General features: G+C 71.6%; 16 protein-coding genes (1 of these 16 running past the window's edge). 8 read left to right on the forward strand and 8 right to left on the reverse strand.

Translation table 11 applies throughout. The features are described from left to right. Window positions 1–70: 70 nt before the first annotated feature. The 4 genes from KF823_15790 to KF823_15805 form a co-directional block, all read right to left on the reverse strand. Entirely contained in the window at window positions 71–751 is a 681-nt protein-coding gene (locus KF823_15790; GenBank protein ID MBX3727369.1) for a sel1 repeat family protein, read from the reverse strand. 940 nt (window positions 752–1,691) lie between these two features. Continuing rightward, window positions 1,692–2,444, reverse strand: a complete 753-nt coding sequence (locus KF823_15795) for a sel1 repeat family protein (protein ID MBX3727370.1) — start codon at window positions 2,442–2,444, stop codon at window positions 1,692–1,694. A gap of 249 nt (window positions 2,445–2,693) precedes the next feature. After that, entirely contained in the window at window positions 2,694–4,724 is a 2,031-nt protein-coding gene (locus tag KF823_15800; GenBank protein MBX3727371.1) for a sodium-translocating pyrophosphatase, read from the reverse strand. 132 nt (window positions 4,725–4,856) lie between these two features. Further along, entirely contained in the window at window positions 4,857–6,116 is a 1,260-nt protein-coding gene (locus KF823_15805; protein MBX3727372.1) for a 6-phosphofructokinase, read from the reverse strand. A 93-nt stretch (window positions 6,117–6,209) separates the two neighbouring features. Here KF823_15805 and KF823_15810 point away from each other — a divergent pair, with 93 nt between their 5' ends. The 7 genes from KF823_15810 to KF823_15840 all read left to right on the forward strand — a co-directional run bounded on the left by KF823_15810 (window position 6,210) and on the right by KF823_15840 (window position 13,820). Beyond that, entirely contained in the window at window positions 6,210–6,785 is a 576-nt protein-coding gene (locus KF823_15810) for an adenylate kinase (GenBank protein MBX3727373.1), read from the forward strand. Between the two features lie 42 nt (window positions 6,786–6,827). Beyond that, window positions 6,828–7,391: a hypothetical protein gene (locus KF823_15815; GenBank protein MBX3727374.1), complete on the forward strand. Its 564-nt coding sequence runs from the start codon at window positions 6,828–6,830 to the stop codon at window positions 7,389–7,391. Further along, window positions 7,388–8,752 (forward strand): UDP-N-acetylmuramate:L-alanyl-gamma-D-glutamyl-meso-diaminopimelate ligase, encoded by a 1,365-nt coding sequence (mpl, locus tag KF823_15820; protein MBX3727375.1) that lies wholly within the window; start codon window positions 7,388–7,390, stop codon window positions 8,750–8,752. Before KF823_15815 ends, mpl begins: the two co-directional genes overlap by 4 nt. Further along, a complete protein-coding gene (locus KF823_15825; GenBank protein ID MBX3727376.1) occupies window positions 8,749–9,351 on the forward strand; it encodes an LON peptidase substrate-binding domain-containing protein in 603 nt (200 codons plus the stop codon). The genes mpl and KF823_15825 overlap by 4 nt, the downstream gene beginning before the upstream one ends. Window positions 9,352–9,384: 33 nt before the next feature. Next, window positions 9,385–10,653 carry a hypothetical protein gene (locus KF823_15830; protein ID MBX3727377.1) on the forward strand — a complete coding sequence of 423 codons (1,269 nt, stop codon included), beginning with the start codon at window positions 9,385–9,387 and terminating at the stop codon, window positions 10,651–10,653. A gap of 937 nt (window positions 10,654–11,590) precedes the next feature. Further along, a complete protein-coding gene (locus tag KF823_15835) occupies window positions 11,591–12,910 on the forward strand; it encodes a hypothetical protein (GenBank protein MBX3727378.1) in 1,320 nt (439 codons plus the stop codon). 94 nt (window positions 12,911–13,004) lie between these two features. Next, entirely contained in the window at window positions 13,005–13,820 is an 816-nt protein-coding gene (locus tag KF823_15840) for an NAD(P)-dependent oxidoreductase (GenBank protein ID MBX3727379.1), read from the forward strand. A 254-nt stretch (window positions 13,821–14,074) separates the two neighbouring features. On the opposite strand, the gene KF823_15845 is transcribed toward KF823_15840, so the two are convergent. The 3 genes from KF823_15845 to KF823_15855 are packed head-to-tail and all read right to left on the reverse strand — an operon-like array spanning window position 14,075 to window position 17,153. After that, a complete protein-coding gene (locus KF823_15845) occupies window positions 14,075–15,220 on the reverse strand; it encodes an aminotransferase class V-fold PLP-dependent enzyme (protein ID MBX3727380.1) in 1,146 nt (381 codons plus the stop codon). Next, the gene (gene hemL / locus KF823_15850; protein MBX3727381.1) at window positions 15,217–16,497 is read right to left on the reverse strand and encodes a glutamate-1-semialdehyde 2,1-aminomutase; all 1,281 of its coding nucleotides are present in this window, start codon (window positions 16,495–16,497) and stop codon (window positions 15,217–15,219) included. Before hemL ends, KF823_15845 begins: the two co-directional genes overlap by 4 nt. 17 nt (window positions 16,498–16,514) lie before the next feature. Then, entirely contained in the window at window positions 16,515–17,153 is a 639-nt protein-coding gene (locus KF823_15855) for a thiamine phosphate synthase (protein ID MBX3727382.1), read from the reverse strand. A gap of 75 nt (window positions 17,154–17,228) precedes the next feature. Here KF823_15855 and KF823_15860 point away from each other — a divergent pair, with 75 nt between their 5' ends. Beyond that, complete coding sequence (locus KF823_15860) at window positions 17,229–17,429, forward strand: rubredoxin (protein ID MBX3727383.1); 201 nt, start codon at window positions 17,229–17,231, stop codon at window positions 17,427–17,429. A gap of 550 nt (window positions 17,430–17,979) precedes the next feature. Here the strand turns inward: KF823_15860 and KF823_15865 are convergent. Continuing rightward, on the reverse strand, window positions 17,980–18,299 hold the final stretch of the coding sequence (locus KF823_15865; GenBank protein ID MBX3727384.1) for a tetratricopeptide repeat protein. It continues 448 nt past the right edge of the window; the window shows 320 of its 768 coding nt (coding positions 449–768); the start codon falls outside the window, past its right edge — the gene reads right to left on this strand; the stop codon is at window positions 17,980–17,982.

Below are 18,299 nucleotides of genomic sequence, written 5' to 3' on the forward strand. Positions count from 1 at the left end.
CAGCAGTCGGGCTTGCAGTTGGCTGTCGACAGCGCCCGGTACCCGGGGCGCCAGGTGTAGCGCGGTGAACTCAGTCCCGAGCCGCAAACCCGACCTGCGCCCAACGTTCGTCCTGGAGGTGCCAGTAGCGAGCCGGGTCCCACCAGCGCGGGTCGAGGACGTCGATCCGGCCGGAAGCGCCGCGCTTGAAATCGAAGAGGCCGTCGGCATTCGGCTCGAGCTGCCTGACGCCGGTGTTCCAGCCGGTGCGGCTGCCGGTCACGCTGCGCCGGATGCCTGCGCGCAGCACCTGTTCCATGCGCGGCTGCGCGTACTGGTCGCCAAACTCTGCGTACAGGCCGCGTCCGATCGTGATGGCACGGGCCTGCTCCTCCTCGTCCAGGGCGGCCCACATCGCCTCGCGCTCGGCCAGCAGCGGAACGAAGCCACGTTCGGCCGCGATATCCATCCAGGCGTAGGCGGTGGCGCGGTCGGACCAGACACCGACGCCTTGCCAGTACATGCGGGCGATCATCGCCTGCGACAGCTTGTCGGCATGCCGTGCGGCCCTCACGAAGGAATCCATTGCCGCCTGGTTGCGACCCTGTTGCAGTCGCGCCAGGCCCTCCTGCTGGTGTCGGATGTCGGGGTGGTAGGTCAGGAATCCCGGGCTGTCGAGAATGTGCTGCGGCACCGGTTGGGGCATCGCAGGCGCATTCAGGGCAACCACGCCAGGCGCCGCCAGGATGAGGCAGAACAGAAGTGCCGGCATGGGAAGCCGGCGCGGGAGCGAAACGAGCGCACGCATGGGAAGCCTCCGGTGGTGCTGTGATCGGCGCGGACTGCGCCACGGTTGGATGCCATGAGGACGATTGGGGTTCCCCGTGCGTCGCACGAGCTGTTGTGCGGTGCGGCATGCGCAGCCGTTGCCCCGGCGCCCGAAGCCCGGGCCAGACACCGCGCTGCCGATCGCGGGAGGGGCCACGAGCCCCGTCACCGGGCGTCGGAATCCAGCCTGGAACGCAGCCAGCCCGGCATCCAGAGCGCCTCGGGCGCCTCGGGCGGTTCGGTCTCGGCAGTCGGACCGGACAGCCCTCGCAGGGTCCTGATTAGCGTCGTGTCTCAACTCAGGATCGGGTACCCAGGGTCAGGACCCGGTGTTCGGCGAGCGCAGCGCGCTGTGCCCCCCCTCTCCCTTGGGAGAGGGGCCGGGGGAGAGACCTCTGCAGCTCGCCGCGCTGCCGGCTTGTGACCCCGAACCGGGCCGGGCTGTCGACCGCCGGGGCGCTTTGTGCCCCAAAAAATGCGCAGCTAACGCACTGATTTAAAATAGGTTCCCGGGTAGGGCCGGGGCTTGCCATGATCTGCATCGTTGCCGGCCCAGCGGCGTGCGCTGGCTGGGGCGGCCCTCTCCCCCGCCCCTCCCCCGCAGGCGGGGGAGGGGAGAAGTGCGGTGCCGTCGCACCGGCTACACGCCGCCCGGCAGCGAGCCAATCAGGTCGAAGCGTCGGGTCGAGGAGCAGCCCGGAACGCAAAACGGGTGGCGCTGTCGCGACGGACTTGCAACGATGGGGCCAGGCTCTCCGGGCCGGTGGGGGCCGCAGCGGACCCTGGGGCCACCCGTGTGCTGCATCCGCCACCCGCCTACCCGCTGTCGGTGCGGCGCGCATAGACGGAACCACACCCCTGGGCGCCCGGCATGGCTGGCCGGCTCAGTCGTCGTCGCCGGCGCCGTTGTCGGGCCGCAGCGGATGCACGATCACCTCGCCGGTCTGCTCCCCGAAGCCGATCCTGTCCTGCAGCGCCCAGTAGCTGTCCGGGTGCCAGTAACGGGCGTCGTAGACGTCGGCACGGCGGCTCGACATTGTCTCCGACTTGAGGTCCAGGAGGCCATCGGCACGGAGCCCGAGGATTCGGGCGCCGGAGTCGTAGCCGGTCCGGCTGCCGGTCATGCTGCGCCACAGGCCGACGCGCATCACCCGTTCCAGCCGGGGCTTGGCGACTTCGTCGCCGAAGTGCGCGTACAGGTCCTGGCCGACCTGGATGGCGCGTGCCTGCTCGGCCGCCGAGAGTTCCGCCCAGTACTTTTCCCGCTCGACCAGGAAGACCGGATAGCCGCGCTCGGACGCCAGGTCCATCCAGGCGTAAGCCAGGGCGCGGTCGGTCTGGGTGCCCTGGCCGCGCCAGTGCATCTGCGCCAGCATGGCCTGCGAGGCCTTGTCGGCGAAGTGGGCACCACGGCGGAACGAGGTCAGGGCCTGTTCGTAGCGGTGCTGCCGGTAGTAGCCCAGTCCACGCTGCTGGTTGCGGACATCCGGGTGGTGGTGCGTGAAGGCCTTGGTCTCCAGCACGGCGCGCAGCCATACCGGTATCTCCGGTGCGGCGGGCGCTCCGGTGGCGGAAGCCGGTGTGGGCAGCCCGAACAGGGCAATTGTCAGGATCAGGATCAGTGGGGAACGCAGCATGACTTCGACCTCCACGATAAGCCGGCGTCAGCCAGAGCGCGGGGGCAGTCATGGCCTGTGCCGGAGTGGCGAGGGCGCGATAACTCGCATGGACCCGGTGTGCGCCGGGGTGTTTGCCGGGCCGTCTTCCAAATGTAGCAGAAGCCCGCGCCTTGGTCATCGACCGCAACGGGACGGACGAATCCGCTGCCTGAACGAACCGACCCCGGCGCGAGGCCGGGGTCGGTGGGGTGCGGCTGGCTGCGGCCGTTACAGCAGGGGCACGAGCAGCAGGGCGACGATGTTGGTCACCTTGATCAGCGGGTTCACCGCCGGGCCGGCGGTGTCCTTGTACGGGTCGCCGACGGTGTCGCCGGTCACCGCGGCCTTGTGGGCCTCGCTGCCCTTGCCGCCGTGGTGGCCTTCCTCGATGTACTTCTTGGCGTTGTCCCAGGCGCCGCCGCCGGTGCACATCGAGATCGCCAGGAACAAGCCGGTGACGATGGTGCCCATCAGCAGGCCACCCAGTGCCGCCGGGCCCAGGATCAGGCCGACCAGGATCGGGATCGCCAGCGGCAGCATCGAGGGGATGATCATCTCCTTGATCGCCGCGCGGGTCAGCAGGTCGACCGCCTTGTCGTACTCGGGCTTGCCGGTGCCTTCCATGATCCCGGCGATCTGCCGGAACTGGCGACGGACCTCGGTGACCACGGCGCCGGCGGCACGACCCACGGCCTGCATGGCCAGCGCGCCGAACAGGTAGGGGATCATGCCGCCGATCAGCAGGCCGATCACCACCAGCGGGTTGTCGATCGAGAAGTTGGTGGTGGTGCCGGTCTCCGACAGCTTGTGCGCGTAGTCGGCGAACAGCACCAGCGCGGCCAGGCCGGCCGAACCGATCGCGTAGCCCTTGGTGACCGCCTTGGTGGTGTTGCCGACCGCGTCCAGGGCATCGGTGGTCTTGCGGATCTCCGGGTCCAGTCCGCTCATCTCGGCGATGCCGCCGGCGTTGTCGGTGATCGGGCCGTAGGCGTCGAGGGCGACGATCATGCCGGCCATCGACAGCATCGAGGTCGCGGCGATCGCCAGGCCGTACAGGCCGGCCAGCTCGTAGCAGCCCCAGATCGAGGCGGCCACCGCGATCACCGGCGCCGCGGTCGACTTCATCGACACCGCCAGGCCGGCGATCACGTTGGTGCCGTGGCCGGTCTCGGACGCCAGCGCGACGTCCTGCACCGGCTTGTACTCGGTGGCGGTGTAGTACTCGGTGATCACCACCAGCGCCGCGGTCAGCACCAGGCCGATCACCGCGCACCAGAACAGCGCCATCGCCTGCGCGGCCGGGAACATCTCCCGCGCGATGAAGAAGAAGGCGATGCCGGCCAGCACGCCGGACACGGCGAGCCCGCGGTACAGGGCGTTCATGATCTTGCCGCCCGGGCGCACCTTGACGAAGAAGGTGCCGATCACCGAGGCGACGATCGCCGCGGCGCCCAGCACCAGCGGGAACATCACGCCGGCCCAGCCGTAGCCGGCGCCAGTGGCGGATTCGGTGAAGTAGATGCCGGCGATCAGCATCGAGGCGATGATGGTGACCGCATAGGTCTCGAACAGGTCGGCGGCCATGCCCGCGCAGTCGCCGACGTTGTCGCCGACGTTGTCGGCGATCACCGCCGGGTTGCGCGGGTCGTCCTCGGGGATGCCGGCCTCGACCTTGCCGACCAGGTCGGCGCCGACGTCGGCGCCCTTGGTGAAGATGCCGCCGCCCAGGCGCGCGAAGATCGAGATCAGCGACGAGCCGAACGCCAGTCCGATCATCGGCTGCAGCGCGGCGTTGACGTCGCCGGCCTGGCGGCCGGCGCCGATCACGTACATGAAGTAGCCGGCGACGCCGAGCAGGCCCAGGCCGACCACCAGCAGGCCGGTCACCGCACCGCCGCGGAAGCTGACCGCCAGCGCCTCGTTGAGGCCGACCGTGGCGGCCTGGGTGGTGCGCACGTTGGCGCGCACCGACACGAACATGCCGATGAAGCCGGCGGCGCCGGACAGGATCGCGCCGATCGCGAAGCCGGTCGCGGTCAGCCAGCCCAGCTGCGGCACGAAGCCGATGACCAGGAACAGCACCACGCCGACCACCGCGATGGTGGTGTACTGGCGGCGCAGGTAGGCGCTGGCGCCCTCCTGGATGGCCGCGGCGATCTGCTGCATGCGCGCGTTGCCGGTGCCCTGGCGCAGGATCCACTGCGCCGAGAAGACACCATAGAGAATGGCCAGCGCGGCACAGCCGAGCGCCAGCCACATCCCGTATTGACTCAGAACGTCCATCGTCCCTCCCTGGGGGTAAGCGTGTTGGGGCCCGGGGAGTATAGCCACCGTTCAGCTCGGCACGACCGCCACGCGGCGGCGCCGCGCCCCGGCCAGGCCCGGCCGGACTCAGTGCGGCCAGTCGGGCAGCCGGCGCCGCGCCATCCGGAGCTTCAGCTGCGCGATCTCGGGCAGTCCGTCCCGCCAGGGGGTGGGGGCCTCGCCCACGATCAGCGGGGCCAGGTACCGGCGGGCGGCGGCGGTGATCCCGAAGCCGTCGCGGCGGATGAAGGATTTCGGCAGCATCTTCTCCCGGTTGGCGATGCGCTCCAGCGGCGCCGGCACGATGTCCCAGCGGTAGGGGCTGTCGGACAAGCGCCGGATCGCCGGCATCACGGCGTTGCGGCCGGCCAGGGCGTAGTCCACGGCGGCCTCGCCGACGGCCCGGGCCTGGGCCAGGTCGGTGGCGGAGGCGACGTGTCGGGCGGAGCGCTGCAGGTAGTCCGGCACCGCCCAGTGATGCTTGTAGCCCAGCGCGGCGGTGACCAGCCGGGCGATGGCCGGTGCGGCTCCGCCGAGCTGGGCGTGGCCGAAGGCGTCCCGGGTGCCGGCCTCGGCCAGGAAACGGCCGTCGGGCGTGCGCACGCCCTCGGACACCACCACCGTGCACCAGCCGACGCGCTCCACGGTCTGCCGCACCGCCGCCAGGAACCTCGCCTCGTCGAACGGCACTTCGGGCAACAGGATCAGGTGCGGGGCGTCGCCGGGCCGCCGGGCGGCCAGCCCGGCGGCGGCGGCCAGCCAGCCGGCATGCCGACCCATGGCTTCGTAGACGAACACCCGCGTCGACGTGGAGGCCATCGAGGCGACGTCCAGGCTGGCTTCGGCGACCGACACCGCGGTGTACTTCGCGGCCGAGCCGAAGCCCGGCGAGCAGTCGGTGACCGGCAGGTCGTTGTCGATAGTCTTGGGCACCGCCACGCAGGTCAGCGGATAGCCCAGCTCGGCGCCGATCTGCGAGAGCTTCAGCGCCGTGTCGGCGGAATCGCCGCCGCCGTTGTAGAGGAACCAGTGGATGTCGTGGGCCCGGAACACCTCGATCAGACGCTCGTAGGGGCGACGGTCCGCTTCCAGCTTGGGCAGCTTCCATCGGCACGAGCCGAACGCCCCGCCGGGAGTGTGGGCCAGCGCCCGCACCTCGCGGAGGTCCTCGCCGCCGAGATCGTAGAGTTGTTCGCGCAGTGCGCCCAGGATGCCGTCCCGGGCCGCCAGCACGGTGCCGATCCGGCGGCGCTGCCTGCGGGCGGCCTCGATGATGGCGCCGGCAGTGGCATTGATGACGGCGGTGACGCCGCCGGACTGCGCGTACAGCAGGTTGCCCTTGGCCATGTTATTTGACTTGCCTGATGGCGCGGCGCTAGGTTTGCCGCGACTTTCCCCATTCTAAGCGCGCCCGTGGCGCGCCGGCAGGACTCTTCCCCCATGCGCATCGTTCTGTTCGGGCCGCCCGGTTCCGGCAAGGGCACCCAGGCTGCGGTCCTGAAAGACCACCTGGGCGTGCCGCACATCTCCACGGGCGACCTGCTGCGCGCCGCGGTGCGCGCGGGCAGCCCGCTGGGTCTGCAGGTCAAGGCGGTGATGGATGCCGGCCAGCTGGTCTCCGACGACCTGATGCTGGACCTGCTGGCGGACCGCTTCGGCCAGCCCGATGCCGCCGCCGGCTTCATCCTGGACGGCTATCCGCGCAACCTGGTGCAGGCCAACGCCCTGGATGCCATGCTGGCGCGCATCGGCCAGCCACTCGACGGTGCCCTGCTGCTGGAGGTTCCGCACGAACAGATCGTCGACCGCCTGGCCGGCCGGGCCGCCGCGGAAGGGCGCAAGGACGACGATCCCGAGACCGTGCGCGCCCGCCTGCGTGTCTACGCCGAGCAGACCGCGCCGGTCGCCGATTTCTACCGCCGCCGCGGCCAGCTCACCGAACTGGACGGCACCGGCTCGGTGGACCAGGTCCAGGCGCGGCTGCGCGCCGCGCTGGCGGCACTGGCGCCGGCCTGAGCCGGCCCCGGCGAGGGTCCGGTCCGGCATCGCCCGATGCCGGTGCAGTTAATCCGTAGCGCCACCTCCATGCCCGCCCGCCTGATCGCCTTGTTCCTCGACCTGCTGTCCCTGCGCCGCGGCCCGCAGGACCTGCCGCATGCGCCGCCCCTGGTCGTGGCCCTGGTGCTGGCGGTGCTGTTTCTGGAGTCGTGGAGCAGCCGCGCCCTGGGCGTCGCCGCCAACCTCGGACCCGCGCTGGTGCTGTCTGGCCTGCTTGCCCTGGCGATTCCGTGGGGCGTCCTGCGCATGCGCGGATTGCAGGCGCGCTTCTGGCAGACCGCCCTGGCCCTGACCGGGACCGGCCTGGTGTTCGCCCTGCTGGCCCTTCCGCTGATGCTGGCGATGGGCCCGATCGATCCGGCCAATCCGGCCAGCATTCCGCCGCTGCTGGGCTGGGCGATCGTGCTTCTGGCCGGCTGGCGCCTGGTGGTGGCCGGCCACATCTGGCGCCATGCCATGGAGGTGCCGTTGCCGTCGGGCGTCCTGATCGCCCTGGCCACCTTCATCGCCGAGCTGGTCCTGCAGCGGCTGCTGCTCGGACTGGTCGCCGGTCCGGCACCGTGAACCTGCACATCCTGGGCGTCTGCGGCACCTTCATGGCCGGGGTGGCGGCATTGGCGCGCGCCCGCGGCGACCGGGTCGAGGGCAGCGACGCCGGGGTCTACCCGCCGATGAGCGACCAGCTCGCGGCCCTTGGCGTGCGCGTGCGGGAAGGCTATGAGGCCGGGGACCTGGCCGACGACACCGGACTGGTGGTGATCGGAAACGCGCTGAGCCGCGGCAACCCGGCGGTCGAGCATGTCCTGGCGGCGGGTTTGCCCTACACCTCCGGGGCCCAGTGGCTGGCCGAGCAGGTGCTGGCCGGTCGTCGCACGGTGGCGGTGGCCGGCACCCACGGCAAGACCACGACCACCAGCCTGCTGGCCTGGTTGCTCGACCAGGCCGGCCAGGAACCTGGTTTCCTGGTCGGCGGCGTGCCGCTCAACTTCGGGGTGTCGGCGCGCGCCGGCGCCCCCGGCGCCCCGTTCATCGTCGAGGCCGACGAATACGACACCGCGTTCTTCGACAAGCGCGCCAAGTTCGTGCACTACCGGCCGACCGTGGCGGTGCTCAACAACCTCGAGTACGACCACGCGGACATCTATTCTGACCTGGCCGCGATCGAGACCCAGTTCCACCACCTGGTGCGCACCGTGCCCGGCAATGGTCTTCTGGTGGTCAATGCGGCGGACCAGGCGCTGGGGCGCGTGCTGGCGCGTGGTTGCTGGACCCCGGTGCAGACCTTCGGCCTGGATACCGGGGACTGGCAGGCCAGGCTGCTGGCCGCGGACGGCTCGGCCTTCGAAGTGCGCCGGCACGGCAGCCTGCTGGGCGAGGTGCGCTGGTCGCTGCTCGGCCGGCACAGCGTGCTCAATGCCCTGGCGGCCCTGGCGGCAGCCGAGGCGGCTGGGGCACCGCCGGCGCAGGCGCTGGCGGCGCTGCCGGGGTTCGCGCCGCCGCGACGGCGCATGGAACGCCTGGCCAGCGCCGCACCGGTCGAGGTCTACGACGACTTCGCCCACCACCCGACCGCGATCGCCACCACCCTGGCGGGCCTGCGCGCGCGGCCCGGCGGGCGGATCCTGGTTGCCCTCGAGCCGCGCAGCAATTCCATGCGCCTGGGCGCCCACGCCGCGGCGCTGGCGCCGTCGCTGGCCGACGCCGATCGCGTCGTGTTCCTGGCCCGCCCAGGCCTGGCCTGGGACACCGGGCCGGTGCTGGCCGGCCTGGACGGTCGTGGCGAAGTGGTGGACAGCGCCGATGCGCTGGTCGAGCGGCTCGCGGCACAAGTGCGACCGGGCGATCGCGTCGTGTTCATGTCGAATGGCGGTTTCGACGGCGTCCAGGGCCGGTTCCTCAGGGTCCTTGCGGCGATGTCGCCGTGAACCGCCTGCCGCTGTTTCCGCTGGGCACCGTGCTCTTTCCCGGCGGCCCGCTGCAGCTGCGCATCTTCGAGCGCCGTTATCTGGACCTGGTCCGGGACTGTGCGCGCGACGGCTCGTCGTTCGGCGTCTGCCTGATCCTGGCCGGGCGCGAGGCGGGCGAGCCGGCGACGCCCGCGGCGATCGGCACCAGTGCCCGGATCACCGATTTCTTCACCCGCGAGGACGGCCTGCTCGGCATCACCGCCGTCGGCGAGCGGCGCTTCCACGTCGATTCCGTGCACGCGCGCGATAATGGCCTGCTGGTCGCCCAGGTGCGCTGGCTCGACGCGGAGCCCGGCGGCGGCCCGGTGCCGGCGCAGCACGGCCTGCTGGCGACCGTGCTGCGCGACCTGCTGGAGCGCTTCGACGACTTGCCCGACGATGCCACCCTGCTGGACGATGCCGCATGGGTGGCGTGGCGGCTGGCCGAGATCCTGCCGCTGGCCCCGGCGGACCGGCAGGTGCTGCTGCAACTCGACGAGGCCGAAGCGAGGCTGGACCGGCTCGCGCAATGGTTGCCGCGCATACGCGGCGGGGACGACGCACCGGCTGGCGGCTGAGTCCGCGAGAGGGCGGGGGAGAGGAGAAGAATCATGGTGCGCTTGCTGCTTAGAGGCCTGCTGGGTGTGCTGGTCCTGGTCCTGCTGGCGCAGGCGTTGCTGTGGTGGCAGGTGTCGCGCTGGGCCGCGAGCACGGCGCGGGCCCTGCAGCCGGTCGCCGAGCTGACCTGGAGCTCCAGCTACGCGTGGCTGACCGGGCGCGCCGGCCTGCGCAACGTCCGCCTGGCACCGCATGGCGCCCCGGGCAGCACGGCCACGGCTGCCGCGGTCGAGCTGGGTGGCGGCAGCCTCACCGGACTGCTCAGGCTGTTCCGGGGCGACGAAGGCCTGCCGGAGGACGTGCGCCTGGTGGTCAGGCGACTGCGCCTGGGTCCGGAGCTCGAGCGCATGTTGCGTTCGGGCGCGTCGCGCTGGGGCCACCTGCTGCCGTTCGAGGCGACCGGCTGTCGCGACGACGGCCTGTTCACCGGTGTCGACTACGGCGAGCTCGGCTGGCTGCAGACCGAGGCCGACGTCGAGTTCCGGATGCGCCGCGGCGCGACCGACGGTGCCGGCAGAGGGCAGGTCGAACTCGCCTGGGACATGCATCCGCTGGTGCGCATCGAATTCGAGCTGGAGGCGGCCGGCCTGGTATCCACCCGCATGGTGGCGCCGCCGTCGACGATCGAGCGCCTGCGCGTACGTATCGACGACCGCGGCATGGTCGCCCAGCGCAACGCCTATTGCGCGCGCCTCCTGGGCATCAGCCCGGCCGACTTCCAGGCCAGGCACCTCGCCGCCGTCCGCGACCATTTCGAGACCCAGGGGGTCTTTCCCGACGACGCCGCGATCGGCGTCTATGCCGGTTTCGCGCAGAGCGGCGGTCGCCTGGAGCTGCTCGCCACACCGAGCAGCGCGGTGCCGCTGGCCGACTACCGTCACTATCGCCGCGCCGACCAGCTGCGCATGTTCAACGCCATGCTGCGGCACGATCAGGGCGCGGTCACCCAGGTGGCGGCCAGCTTCCTCGACGACGAGGCGGAGCGGCGGGATGCGGCGGCCCTGGGACGCCCGGAAACGGCGTCGGAGGCGGTGCGCGTGCGCGTCGAGGCCGGCGCAGCCGATGAGTTGTCCTTCGACGAGCTCGACGACCTGGCAGGTGCCCGGATCAGCGTGCGCACCCGCCAGGGGATCGGCTACGTCGGCACCCTGCTCGGCACCCAGGGTCCCCTGGTGCGCATCGAGATCCGCCAGCCCGACGGCCGTACCCGGGTGCTGGCCCTGTCCTCGGACAGCATCGAGTCGATTCGGATGGCGCAATGACGGGTCCTGGCGACCCCTCCGTGGGTCGCCAGGACTCGCTCGCGTCCGGCGCAGGTCCGGACGCGGCTCCGCGGCCCCGCCGCTGCCGCGGCGGCCCCGCGGGCGCGCCATCCCTGGCGCGCGGTGCCACCTTGGCGCGGTCGGTTCGGCGTTCCGACTTCCGACTGGACCGATCCCTTGGCCTGGCGACCCCTCCATGGGTCCTGGTTAGCGTCGTGTCTCAGCCTGCCGCCAAGCGGCGTGTCGCCAGTGCGACGGCGCCGCACTTCTCCCCTCCCCCGCCTGCGGGGGAGGGGCGGGGGAGAGGGTTGCCCCGGCCAGCGCACGCCGTTGGGCCGGCAATGATGCAGATCATGGCCAGTCCCGACCCTCTCCCCCGGCCCCTCTCCCACTAGGGAGAGGGGAGCACAGCGCGCTGCGGTCACCGAACACCGGGTCCTGGTCCTTGGTCCCAGATCCTGAGCTGAGACAGGACACTGATCAGGTCTATCTGTCGCCAGGACTCGCTCGCGTCCGGCGCAGGTCCGGACGCGGCTCCGCGGGCCTCCGGTGGTCAGGGGGCTGGCGACTTCCTGGCCATCGAGGCTGCTTCGTTGCGAGCGGATGGAGCGTGGAGCCGCCGCCTGGGACTGGCGGGCAGGTCGGCGTTCCTGCGGCGGTGCCGTGCTTCTTTCATCCCCTGCCGCGCGGAGGCGGGGCGGGGGAGAGGGCGGTTCCGTCGACCGGGGCGACGCGCGGCTTGCGGGCGCGGCGGGTTCGGCTTACGGTGGCGACGGGGAAATGCTTGGATCCTCACCGTGGCCCGTTTGCAGTCCGACCAGCTGCCCGAGTTGAGCGCGCCGGCACGTTGCCGCAGGCCGCGCGGTCGGGGTGCGGTCGGTACTGACCAGGCCACGGCCCGGTCCGGGCCCGCGCAGCCGACCGGGAGTCCTGGACGATGCGCCGTCGGACCCTGATCGGCATTCTGGTCGCCATCGTGTTGCTGGTGCTGCTCGCCCAGCTTGCCTACTGGCTTGGGGTGAGGCGCCATTTCCAGGGGGTCGGCGCTGCGCTCGCGCCGGTGGCGACATTCGAGCATGGCGGCATGGAGGCGTTTCCGCCCGGCAGCTTCGCGCTTCGTGACTTGCGTTTCACGGTGCGGGGACACCCGGAGCTGAGCCTGACCGCGCGCCGGCTGGCGGTGTCCACCGACGACAGAGCCTGGATGCTGCGCTGGCTGGCCGGCGTGTCCGACCGCCCACCGGGCAGGCTGAGCGTCGTGCTGGACGAGGTCCGGGCCAGCCCCGCCCTGCGGCGTGCATTGCGCGCCCGGGCGGGCGGCCTCGGCTGGATGCTGCCCTTCGAGGGTCAGGGCTGCGCCGACGCTGGCGTTCTCGACGAGGCAGCGTACGCCGACCTGAACTGGCAGGAAGAGTCCCTGTCCGTCGTGCTGCAGCTGCGCCACGATGCATCCGCACGCGAACAGCAGGTCGGACTGCGTATCGACCGGGTGCCGGCAGGCGTGCTGACCCTCGACCTGGTGCTGGCGGCAGTCCCGCAGTCCGGGATACCGCCAAGAGCCGATCTGGGGGGTGCGCGCATCGACCACGCCAGGCTGGCCTTCGATCCGGTCGACCTCATCCAGGCACGCAACCGGCACTGTGCCGGCGAGGGCGAACCCGGCCGTTTCGCCGAGGCCCACATGGAGTCCCTCCACGAGTGGCTGGGCGGCCACGGGCTGGTGCCCGACGAGCCGGTCTGGCAGGCCTACCGCAACTGGGTCCTGGATGGTGGCGAGCTGCAACTGGAGATGCGTCCGGCGCCGGGCGTCGCGATGACGGAGTACGGGCAGTTCGCGCCCGAGGACCGATTGCGCCTGCTCGGACTGGAGATGCGGGTCGGTGGTGCCGCCAACGTGCCGGTCGAGGCCACCGCTACCCGTGCCCGGTCCGGTAGCGGGTATCGCGACCTGCCAGCGGTCGTCGAGGAGTACGAGGTGGCCGATGCGCCCGAGGCCGCCGTCGAGCCCGTGGTCCGGCCCCCGGCGACCGCACCCGAACCGGCACGGCCACTGCCGCCCCGGCCCTTGGCGTTCGAGGACCTGGAACACCACCTGGGCGCCCGCGTGCGGCTGGCCACCGTCGGTGGCAACCGCTACGTCGGCACCATCCTTGGGGTGACCGCCGACGCCGTTGAACTGGAGATCCGTCGATACGGCGGACGTGCCCGGCTTCCGGTGACCCGCGACCAACTGGCCCGGATCGAGCTGCTGCCCTGACCCGTCCCGGGCGGCGGCACGCCCCCGCCGTGCGCAGCGGCCTGCTCCGTGCGGTCACGTATGGTCTAATCCGGTTCCCCGACGGAGACCCGACATGAGCACCCTGGCCGGCAAGACCCTGTTCATCACCGGTGCCAGCCGCGGCATCGGCCTTGAGATCGCGCTGCGCGCCGCGCGCGACGGCGCCAACATCGTGGTCGCCGCCAAGTCGGATGTCGCCAACCCCAAGCTGCCCGGCACCATCCACAGCGCCGCCGAGGCGATCGAGGCGGCCGGTGGCCAGGCATTGGCCCTGAAGGTCGACGTCCGGGAAGAGCAGCAGGTGGTCGAGGCGATGGCCGCCGCCGCCGAACGCTTCGGCGGCATCGACATCCTGGTCAACAATGCCAGCGCCATCTACCTGGCCAGCCTGGCCGATACGCCGATGAAGCGCTACGACCTGATGAACCAGGTCAACGTCCGCGGAACGTTCCTGTGTACGCAGGCGGCGTTGCCCTACCTCAAGCGGTCAAGCCATGCCCACATGCTGGTGCTGGCGCCGCCGCCCAGCCTGGACCCCAAGTGGTACGCGCCGCACCTGGCCTACACACTGGCCAAGATGGGCATGAGCTTCTGCGTTCTGGGCATGGCGCCGGAGCTCAAGCGCGACGGCATCGCGGTCAATGCCCTGTGGCCCCGCACGGTGATCCACACCGCGGCGCTGGCGATGATTCCCGGCGTCAATCCCGCCAACTGCCGGACCCCGGCGATCATGGCCGACGCCGCGCACGCTGTGCTGTCGGCGCCGCCGTCGGCCGGCACCGGACGCTTCCTGATCGACGACGAGGTGCTGCGCGGGATCGGCGTCACCGACCTGGACAAGTACGCGGTCCAGCCCGGCCAGCCGCTGCTGCCCGACCTGTTCCTCTGACCCGGAGGTTGATGAGGACGCTGCTGCGGCCTTGTGGAATTCCGGGCTGGGTCAGACGGTTCTGAGGGCGCCTGTCCGAGGCCTCGAGACCGCGCCGCGGGCAGTGGAGAGGCGGCCGCTGCAGCGGCCGCGTGAAGCCTGTGGGTTTTCCGGCTGGCCGCTGAGCGGCCGCCCTGCCTGGCCGCCCTGCCCGGCCGGCGCGAGCGGGCGGACTCGACCGCGCGCCGCCCGCTTCGCAGCGTGCAATCGGATGGTCAGGTGTCGATCGACGCCAGCGCCTGGGCAAGGTCGGCGATCAGGTCGTCGGCGTGCTCCAGGCCGACCGACAGTCGCAACAGGTCGGTCGGGCTCATCGGCGCATCGCCTTCGACCGAGGCCCGGTGTTCGACCAGCGATTCGGTACCGCCCAGCGAGGTGGCATTGGTGAACAGGCGAAGCGCCCCGGCCAGCGCCAGGGCGGCGTCGCGACCGCCGCGCAGGCGGATGCTGAGCATGCCGCCGAAATCACGCATCTGGCGGAGCGCAGTGGCATGGCCGGGGTGGTCGGGCAGCCCGGGGTAGAGCACCCAGGCGACCGCCGGTTGCGCGGCCAGGAAGCGGGCCACCGCCATCGCGTTGCGGCAGTGCCAGTGCATCCGTGCCGGCAGCGAGCGCAGGCCGCGCAACAGCAGCCAGGCATTGAACGGCGCCAGGGTGCCACCGGTCAGGTGCCGGCGGTGCGCGACCTTGGCATGCAGTTCGGGGCGTTCGCCGAACACGAGGGCCCCGCCCATCACGTCGCTGTGGCCGCCCACATACTTGGTGAGCGAATGCATCACGACGTCGGCGCCGAGTCGCAACGGCTGCTGCAACATCGGCGTGGCGAAGGTGCTGTCCACGGCCAGCAGCGCGCCGTGGCGGCGCGCGATCGTCGCGATCGCCGCGATGTCGGAAACGGCCAGCCCCGGGTTGGAGGGGGTTTCCACCCAGACCAGGCGGGTGTCGGGACGCAGTGCCGCAGCCACCGCGGCGGGATCGGTCATGTCGACCGCGGTGGTCCCGATGCCCCGGTCCTGCAGCACGTCCCGGGCCAGCGCGCGCAGTCCGGTGTAGCAGTCCTGCGGCAGCAGCACATGGCTGCCCGGCGGCAGCGACTGCAGCAGCGCGTCGATGGCCGCCATCCCGGTGGCGAAGGCCAGGGCTGCGGTGCCGCCCTCGAGCGTGGCCAGTGCCGACTCCAGCGCATCCAGGGCGGGATTGCCCTCGCGCTGGTATTCGTAGCCCGCGACGCGCTCTCCGGCCGGCCCATGACGGAACGTGGTCGCCAGATGCAGCGGCGGCGCCACGGCGCCGGTGGCCGGATCCGGTCCCGCACCGGCATGCACGGCGAGGGTCTCCGGCGCGGGATCCCGGCTGCTCATGCGGCGACCTCCGCCAGCGCCTCGGCGGCGACCGTCAGGGTGGCGTCGATCACCTCGTCGTCGTGGCTGCTGGACAGGAAGCCGGCCTCGAAGGCCGAGGGCGCCCAGTAGACGCCGCGCGTCAGGCAGCCCCTGAAGAAGCGACGGAAGGCATCGATGTCGGCCGCCCGGGCATCTGCGAAGCCGCGGACCGGCCCACCGCGGAAGAACAGCCCGAACATGGCGGGTGCGCGGGTGGTCGAGAAGGGCACGCCCACGGCGCGGGCGGCTGCTTCCAGGCCGTCGCACAGGCGATGGGTGGCGCGTTCCAGCGCGGCGTGGAAACCAGGCTGTGCGACCAGCGCCAGGGTGGCCAGACCGGCCGCCATCGCCACCGGATTTCCGGACAGGGTGCCGGCCTGGTAGACCGGTCCGGAGGGCGCCACCAGCCGCATGAGTTCCGCCCGGCCGCCGTAGGCGCCGACCGGCATGCCGCCGCCGATGATCTTTCCGAAGGTCGAGAGGTCCGGGGTCACGCCGAACAGCGCCTGGGCACCCCCCGGCGCGACCCGGAAGCCGGTCATCACTTCGTCGAAGATCAGCACCGCGCCATGCCGGTTGCACAGGCTGCGCAGCGACTCCAGGAAACCGGGCTCGGGCAGGATGCAGTTCATGTTGCCGGCGATCGGCTCGACGATGACGCCGGCGACCTCGTCCCCGATCTCCGCGAACAGTGCTTCGGCCGCGCCGATGTCGTTGTACGGCAATGTCGCCGTCAGGTCGGCCAGGGCCTTCGGCACGCCCGGCGAGTCCGGCATGCCCAGGGTCAGCACGCCCGAACCGGCCTTCACCAGGAAGGCATCGCCATGGCCGTGGTAGCAGCCCTCGAACTTGACGATGCGATTTCGTCCGGTGGCGCCGCGGGCGACCCGTATCGCCGCCATGGTCGCCTCGGTGCCGGAATTCACCATGCGCACCATCTCCAGCGACGGCACCATGTCGCACAGGCGCTCGGCCATGTCCACTTCCAGCGCGCACGGCGTGCCGAACGACAGGCCGTCGCGGGCAGTGCGCTGCACGGCCTCAAGCACCGCGGGATGGGCATGGCCGGCGATCATCGGCCCCCAGGAGCCCACGTAGTCGATGTAGCGCCGGCCTTCGACGTCCCACAGCCAGGGGCCTTGCGCACGGGCGGTGAAGAAGGGGTCGCCGCCGACCGACCGGAACGCGCGGACCGGCGAGTTGACGCCACCAGGCAGGCGCGCCTGCGCGCGTTCGAACAGCGAGTGGTTGGACATGAGGGCGTTCCTGGCGGTCATCGGGAGTCGGGCGCCGCGAACAGGGAGGCGTAGCGTCGCGCGGCGTCGCGGGCCTGGTCGGGCGTGCCTGCCAGGCCATCGATGACGGCGAGCAGGTCGGCGCCCGCGGCCAGCAGGGCGCCGCCATTGTCCGGGGTGATGCCGCCGATTGCCACCAGCGGCACGCCATGCCTGCGGGCGATCGCGAGCACCGCCGGATCGGCCGGCGCGGCCTCAGGCTTGGTGCGCGACGGCGCGAACGCGCCGAACGCCAGGTAGTCGGCGCCGCGGGCGGCGAGTTCGGCGGCGCGACCGGCGTCGCCGTAGCAGGACACGCCGATCAGGGCGTCCGCACCCAACAGTGCGCGCGCCGCCTCGATGCCCGGGTCGTCGCGACCCAGGTGCACGCCAGCCGCACCGACCTCGGCGGCGAGGTGCGGGTCGTCGTTGACCAGGAGCGGGCGACCGAGCGACCGGCACACGCCGGCGAGCGCTTCGGCGCGTGCCAGCCTGCCGGCCGCGTCGGCATGCTTCTCGCGGTACTGCAGGCAGACCGCTCCGCCCTCCAGAACTGCGCGGGCCCAGGCGATCAGGTTGGCATCTTCGTCATGCCGGCCGGTGATCGCATAAAGGCCCCTGGCCGGGAAGCCAGGCAGGCTCATGGTTTGGCGCTGCTGCCGCGAAGCTGCCAGAATGCGCGCCCCGAATCCCTTGTCATCGCATCCGCTCCAATGTCCAGCGCAAGCCAGTCCGCCGAGGCACCCTATCGCACCTGGATGTGTGTCGTCTGTGGCTTCATCTACAGCGAAGCGGACGGCCTGCCGGAAGAGGGCATCGCACCCGGCACCCGCTGGGCGGATGTGCCCGACACCTGGACCTGTCCGGACTGCGGCGTCGACAAGTCCGACTTCGAGATGGTCGAAGCGGGCTGATCGGGACTTCCGGACCCGACCGGCTCAGGCCAGGCGGGCTCCAGGCCGACAAGCGGTGGGCGCGTTGGCGCCCGATCTGCGGAGCCGCGTCCGGACCTGTGCCGGCCGCGCGCGAGTCTGCGCGATCCATGGATGGATCGAGCAGACCAGACTGAGAGTTAGCGCGCCATGGATGGCGCGGGCGCGGATGGGGCGCGTTGGCGCCCGATCCGCGGAGCCGCGTCCGGACCTGTGCCGGACGCGCGCGAGTCTGCGCGATCCATGGATGGATCGGGCAGACCAGCCTGAGAGTTTGCGCGCCATGGATGGCGCGGACGCGGATGGGGCGCGTTGGCGCCCGATCTGCGGAGCCGCGTCCGGACCTGTGCCGGACGCGCGCGAGTCTGCTCGATCCATGGATGGATCGAGCAGACCAGACTGAGAGTTTGCGCGCCATGGATGGCGCGGGCGCGGATGGGGCGCGTTGGCGCCCGATCCGCGGAGCCGCGTCCGGACCTGTGCCGGACGCGCGCGAGTCTGCTCGATCCATGGATGGATCGAGCAGACCAGACTAATTTATCGCCTGCCCCCCGGCCGCCCGCTGAGCATCGATGAGCTGCTGCCGGACCGCAGGCGCATCGTCGGCTTCCGGCTGCATCGCCAGGTAACGGCGCAGATCGCGTGCCGCCCCGACCTCGTGCCCGAGGGCGTGGTAGAGCCTGGCCCGCTCCCGGTACTCGGTGGCCAGTGAAGGATCGACCTGCAGCAGCCGGTCGGCGCAGCGCAGCGCCCGCTCGAGGTCGGAGCGCTCGGTGTAGACGCTACGCAGGTTGCGCAGCATCCGGGTCAGGATGGCCCGGTGGCTGGCAGGATCGAGCAGTCGGATGAGGT

The organism is Lysobacterales bacterium, from assembly GCA_019634735.1.
Lineage (GTDB): Bacteria > Pseudomonadota > Gammaproteobacteria > Xanthomonadales > UBA2363 > Pseudofulvimonas.

Coding starts and splice junctions, on each gene's coding strand:
- KF823_15790 (MBX3727369.1), bottom strand. CDS start 751: ATGCCGGCACTTCTGTTCTGCCTCATCCTGGCGGCGCCTGGCGTGGTT.
- KF823_15795 (MBX3727370.1), bottom strand. CDS start 2,444: ATGCTGCGTTCCCCACTGATCCTGATCCTGACAATTGCCCTGTTCGGG.
- KF823_15800 (MBX3727371.1), bottom strand. CDS start 4,724: ATGTGGCTGGCGCTCGGCTGTGCCGCGCTGGCCATTCTCTATGGTGTC.
- KF823_15805 (MBX3727372.1), bottom strand. CDS start 6,116: ATGGCCAAGGGCAACCTGCTGTACGCGCAGTCCGGCGGCGTCACCGCC.
- KF823_15810 (MBX3727373.1), top strand. CDS start 6,210: ATGCGCATCGTTCTGTTCGGGCCGCCCGGTTCCGGCAAGGGCACCCAG.
- KF823_15830 (MBX3727377.1), top strand. CDS start 9,385: ATGGTGCGCTTGCTGCTTAGAGGCCTGCTGGGTGTGCTGGTCCTGGTC.
- KF823_15835 (MBX3727378.1), top strand. CDS start 11,591: ATGCGCCGTCGGACCCTGATCGGCATTCTGGTCGCCATCGTGTTGCTG.
- KF823_15840 (MBX3727379.1), top strand. CDS start 13,005: ATGAGCACCCTGGCCGGCAAGACCCTGTTCATCACCGGTGCCAGCCGC.
- KF823_15845 (MBX3727380.1), bottom strand. CDS start 15,220: ATGAGCAGCCGGGATCCCGCGCCGGAGACCCTCGCCGTGCATGCCGGT.
- hemL (MBX3727381.1), bottom strand. CDS start 16,497: ATGTCCAACCACTCGCTGTTCGAACGCGCGCAGGCGCGCCTGCCTGGT.
- KF823_15860 (MBX3727383.1), top strand. CDS start 17,229: ATGTCCAGCGCAAGCCAGTCCGCCGAGGCACCCTATCGCACCTGGATG.